3 protein-coding genes and 3 pseudogenes are annotated in these 5,434 nt (G+C 59.2%); 4 read left to right on the forward strand and 2 right to left on the reverse strand.

Going from position 1 to position 5,434, the window contains the following annotated elements:
• Positions 1-120: 120 nt before the first annotated feature.
• Positions 121-654, reverse strand: a pseudogene (locus tag ABIB00_RS38655) (IS110 family transposase); the annotation flags it as partial.
• A 555-nt stretch (positions 655-1,209) separates the two neighbouring features.
• Entirely contained in the window at positions 1,210-1,476 is a 267-nt protein-coding gene (locus ABIB00_RS38660) for a hypothetical protein (protein WP_354107970.1), read from the reverse strand.
• A gap of 1,367 nt (positions 1,477-2,843) precedes the next feature.
• Between ABIB00_RS38660 and ABIB00_RS38665 the strand changes: the two are divergent.
• The 4 genes and pseudogenes from ABIB00_RS38665 to ABIB00_RS38680 all read left to right on the forward strand — a co-directional run.
• A pseudogene (locus tag ABIB00_RS38665) lies at positions 2,844-3,349 on the forward strand (transposase family protein); the annotation flags it as partial.
• Between the two features lie 489 nt (positions 3,350-3,838).
• Positions 3,839-4,069 (forward strand): annotated as a pseudogene (locus ABIB00_RS38670) (helix-turn-helix domain-containing protein); the annotation flags it as partial.
• Positions 4,070-4,131: 62 nt separating this feature from the next.
• Positions 4,132-4,872 (forward strand): IS630 family transposase, encoded by a 741-nt coding sequence (locus tag ABIB00_RS38675; RefSeq protein WP_354107971.1) that lies wholly within the window; start codon positions 4,132-4,134, stop codon positions 4,870-4,872.
• Between the two features lie 357 nt (positions 4,873-5,229).
• The coding region (locus ABIB00_RS38680; protein WP_354107972.1) for a hypothetical protein at positions 5,230-5,434 on the forward strand (205 nt) is incomplete at its 3' end.

Below are 5,434 nucleotides of genomic sequence, written 5' to 3' on the forward strand. Positions count from 1 at the left end.
GTCCATTCTTTTGTTCGGCTGCGCCGCGGGCCATTCTTCCGTCCCGGCCATCGATCTCGCAGCCGCCGCGCGCAGGGGCGGTCAAGGCTGGCCGCGTTTGCGGCCACCGCAAGGCTTGGCCTTGACCAGCCCATCGTGGGTCACCGCTGCGCGCACGGCTGACGCAAATCCGCCCCGCCCGACCCGGTTCAGGCGGATGCCAAACGCCTTCAGCGAGTGCCGGATCGCGTTCTCGATGTTCAAAAACTTGCGCTTCAGATTGCGCCGGTGCGTCAACAGCAGCCGCAGCCGGTAGCACGGCTCACTCTTGATATGGGCCTTGCGGAACCAGCCCGTGCGCATCAGATGGGCGATGCGGAGCGCGTCGGTCTTGTCGGTCTTGTTGCGCTGCGCCTTCAGCGCCGCGCGGACGTGCAGGGTCTCCAGACACACCGCCGGCAAGCCAGGTTTTAATAGCTCCTGATGCAGCCAGGGCGACAACGCTCCCGCCTCGTGGCCGAGCCGCCGCAGCCGGGCGAGACAAGGTTTGAGCGCGGCTTTGATCGCGTCCGGATCGGTCACCGCGGTGGCCTGAAGCACCACCTCGCCCTTGTCGTCGACCACGCAAATCGCGCTCTCGTCCATCCCGACATCCAGTCCACAGGACCATTCCATCGCACGCCTCCCGCGTTGCTGAGGCGACGCAGTTTGCGGGATATTCAGCCGACGAGCCACGTGATCGGCCGCCGCAAATCCCAGCGGAGACCGATTACGGGCGGCACCGGTTGCTCCAATCCTTCGGCGGCGCGGATTACCCGTGGACGGACGACGTGACCGCGCCTTGTGCACGTCCGCGCCGCAATAGGGACTATGAGGCGGACTGCGGAGGAGTAGTGAGAATCGGGATCGGAGCGTTCGCTACTCTCAGTTAAATCGCCAAGCCGAATTGCCGCGTGAGTGCCGACGCTCCACGATGCGCACATCAGAGCGGCCACCCACGCACGCGGCCAGGCACCGAGATAGGGTTCTATTCCGAACAAACTTTGTTCGACTTGTGCTTGTCTTCTAGGGTTCGCGACCGGCTGGATCGCCCGATGTCGTCCCGGCGCAACGCACTCCGGATGGTAGTGATCACGATAGCCGAAAACATGTTCCTTGTGGGGCGATGCTGTTGACGATGTGCGTCTAGTCGGAAGAAAATTTCGCAGTGCGACCAATTCGGGCGGCATATCAGACGGCTTCCGTCCGGTCTCCGGCGATATCCAGATCCAAGACTGAAACCTCGATAATGGCTTCTGGATGATGGTCATTTTCCGCCAAGGCGTATTTGAGCGCTTGGGCACGGGTCAGGAACAGGCCTCCAAAAATACCGCTCTGCTCGCGGGCGACCCAGTTTCCACGACTATTCCTGCCAACAAGGACGACTGATGGTCTGCGGCTGGCAGAAGGGCGGCGCTCGTCGCGTTTGTGTGTCATAGCTTTGAAAGGCGCGTCCATCGGTCAGCTTGGAGACTCGTTGGTGCACCGGGGTAGAATACTGGCTCATCACGTATAAAATCGAGCCCGAGCCCTGCCGATCTCACAGAGTAAGCGCTGCCTGCGCTACGCGTCGGCACCGATTAGACTTGGCGAGTGGCATCCGCGCGCCAGCCGCAAAGCCCCCAGTCGTTGGTACATTTAGCTCACGTTGGGGACAACCAACTCGAGTTAGGCGGAGAAAAGCGCCAGGGCCGCGCAGTTGGCGTAATCTGCCTCTCAAAGAATGAGTCCTAAAGCCGCACATTCGTCAGAATCACTCGAGCAGCAGTTATCGACAACTGATCGAAACGCTCGCTCTGCCTTCGCTACACTTCGTTCGTTTACCTCAAAGCAACAGGTGTGCCATTTTGCTCATTGTGAATAGGTCTTGCTTGACCAGATACACGCGGCCTAGCAATACTAGGGAGAGGCCGGACAATCGTGTCGGCTCTTCGCCATCGGTCTGGCGTGCATCGATCGCACGAGGAGGACGAAGATCATGCGGTCCGCTGTCCAATCCCCCCGTTTGGCATTCGCTCGAGTATGAGGCGTTTCATTAGAGCTCCTAGCGCGCGTCGGCTTGGTGGGTGGTTCCGCGAGGGCCCTGCATGACCAGTATAAATCCCCGCAGATTGAACGTCTTCGTGCGCGCAGGCGTGGAGGTCTGGCACGATAGCTTCACATACGGTTGGTGCAGCAGCTGATCAGGCGAAGAGCCTAGTCTTACGTACTGCTTTGCCTCCATCGCTGCCGAGATTGTCCACTGGATGTCGCCGGGACGCAGCGTGGGATGTTCGTTATCTGAATGAGTAAACCGCGAAACTCGCGTGGCCGACGGTGCTGACTCGGGTTGGGCAAATCGCGATGACGAGACCGATCTTGTTTTGTTGGACGCATCGGGAGAGGCGGCAGGGTTGGCCAGCAGAGTCTATGTCTTCAGCCTCGGCTTGAGGCTCACTGGCAGCCGTCGCGTCCTTGTCCAAGGATTTGGGTCGGGTAACCTACATTTTGTACCGCAGTCGCGGTGCATGGGAGTGGACGGCATTGCTCTTATCGCTCTAATGATGGGCTTTTATGCTGCACGGAGAGCAAATATTGGCGGCCCTTGCCCAAGAGCGCAAGTCCGCGCGGACGGCCCGGGGATATCTGCGCGGGTTAGGCTTGGGAGTGCCGTCGGCGCTTTGCTTTGAGGCGATCCGCGTTTCGTGGGCGCGGTCAACCGACCGAAACCCGTCTTGTGGATCACCGCTCGCGTCCATCCCTGAGGCGACATGGGCAGTTCGATCTAGGTGTTTGGTCCCAAGCTTTGATGCTGCATTCTTATCGCACGATTCGAAGGATGCGCTATGGGACAAGTTTTACACGGCTGCGCCGCCACGACGGAGGCAATCCGTCGAGCAATACAAAATAGTCAAGAGAGCCTGAGAGCGCTCGCCATGCGCTATGGGATCAATCGTAAGACCGTCGCGAAGTGGAAGGAGCGCGAGACCGTCGCTGATCTCCCACAGGCCCGAAGGAAGCCAAATCGACCGTGCTTTCCATCGAGGAGGAGGCGATCATCGTCGCTTTCCGGCGGCATACGCTATTGGCGTTGGACGATTGCCTCTATGCGCTCCAGCCAACCATCCCGCATCTGAGGCGATCATCCCTGCATCGCTGTCTGCAGCGCCACGGCATCAGCCGATTGCCGGAGGTCAAAGGGAGTAAGCCTCCGAAAAGAAAATTCAAGGCTTATCCCATCGGCTATTTCCACATCGACATTGCTGAGCTCCAGACCGCTGAAGGCAAGCTCTACCTCTACGTCGCCATCGATCGCACCAGCAAGTTCGCCTTCGTGCAACTGGTCAAGAATGTCATTCGGCTTGCAATATTTGGACGCCGGTTGACAGCCTAAGTGCTTGTCACGAAGTGAGGTTCGAGAATCCGCCGGTTCATGCGCATCATATCAGCGGCATCAGGGCACGGAGTTGGCAGATGATGGGCCGGCTCACAAGCAGATCGGATGGAGGCCATCGCTGTCACCAAGGCCGGATTTTCCGCGACCTGCAGTGCTAGTGCTCCGCACTATCTGCAAGTTCGCCGAGTGGGGATCAGTTCAGTTTAACCCAGCGACGGCCTAGACGACCGATTCCATGAAACCTGCGATGCCGGAGCAGGCTGAATTGGTGGAACGGACGGGTTGTTGGCGGATTCCTCGTTTGCGGTTGGGGAAACGAGGAGCTGTATCATGGCAGGATGGCGGCGCGCTGTTGAATTGGCGATGAGTGATGAAGAGATAGCGACCTTGGGGGCTCTTTCTCGGTCGAGAACTGAGCTGGCGAGCCGGGTATCGCGAGCACAGATGCTGCTAGCGTATCGGGACAATCCTTCGTTCTGCGCGGTGGGCCAAAGACTTGGGGTTCATCATCAGACGGTGCAGCGCTGTGTCGAGCGGGCATTGGCCGATGGCCCGCTGGCGGCCCTCGTTGATCGTCCGCGACCGGGCAAGGAGCCAACGATCACGCCTGAGGCCAAAGCCAGGCGGGTGTCGTTGGCATGCGACAAGGCCAAGGAGCACGGCTATCCGCATGAGTTGTGGACGACGCGGTTGCTGGCGCGCCATGCACGCGAGCACGGGCCGGCGGCAGGGCATGCGTGTTTGGCGAATTTGCTCCAGGGAACGGTGTGCAGATCCTCGGCCAAGAGGAAGTCAAGCCGCACAAGGTGCGCTATTATCTCGAAAATCGCGACGCCGAGTTCGAACAGAAGATGGCGGAGATCCTGTGCGTCTATCATGAAGTCGAAGTCCTGAAGAAAGCCTCTGCCAAGGGAAAGCGGCGAGGAAAGCCGGTCACGATCGTCTCCTGCGACGAGAAGCCGGGGATCCAGGCCATCGCAACAACGGCGCCGGATTTGCCGCCCAAGCCTGGCGTCCACGCCACCTTTGCGCGCGACCATGAATACAAACGCCATGGCACGCTCAGCCTGTTGGGTGGGATTGATCTGCTCACCGGCAAGGTCCACGCCCTTGTCAAAGATCGCCACCGCAGTCGAGAGCTCATCGAGCTCCTCAAGCTTATCGATGCCGCCTATCCGCCGAACACTGCGATCAAGTTGATCCTCGACAATCATTCCGCGCACATCTCGCGAGAAACCAGAGCCTGGCTCGCCACTCGACCGAGCGGGCGCTTCGAGCTCACCTTCACCTCCAAGCACGGCTCGTGGCTCAATCTCATCGAGGGGTTCTTCTCTAAGTTCGCCCGTTCAGTCCCGCGCCATATTCGGGTGGCCTCAAAACACGAACTCAAGGAGTGCATCATGGCTGGTATCGACGACGTCAATCGCCATCCGGTCATCCACGTGGTCCTACAAGCTCGCCGAGGTCGCCTGATATGATTCGAACCAAGAAAACGCTGACCTAGTCTGCTCCAGTGGACGATAGGGCCTGCTGGTCAGCGGCGCCGTTGCGCTGAATTGCGGCTGGTCAGTTGATTTATTGGCCGGGGTCCAAATCGGCCACTCCTGAAATACTCCACTAGGCAGACGAACGATCCGTCAGTATAAATTGATGTGATCGGTCGCTGCCGGCACGGATTGAAGCATTGCCGTCCGTCGCTTAACGGAAACCGTTCAGGTTCCTCGGGGCCGCCGCCCTCTATGCCTTCTCACCCGAAGACATTGTTCTTTCGCTGTTATTACCAACCCAGCGGTCGAAATCGGTCGACGACCGCCTCTTGGATGCTGGATTTAGGCGTGAGCGAGCAAGTGATCGCACTATATGGTATCGAGACATCGTTATTGTCCTCAGGAGTTCGCGTTCTCGCACTGATGAGGGGACAAATGGCTGGAGCATTGGTGAAAACGCGGCGGGCGGCCCAGAGCCACTTGCAAGACGATCGTCCGCGTACGCGCCATGGAAAGATTGCGATGAACCAATCGATCTGGTTTCAGCCGCCTC

The organism is Bradyrhizobium sp. LB14.3, from assembly GCF_040547985.1.
Taxonomy (GTDB): Bacteria; Pseudomonadota; Alphaproteobacteria; order Rhizobiales; family Xanthobacteraceae; genus Bradyrhizobium.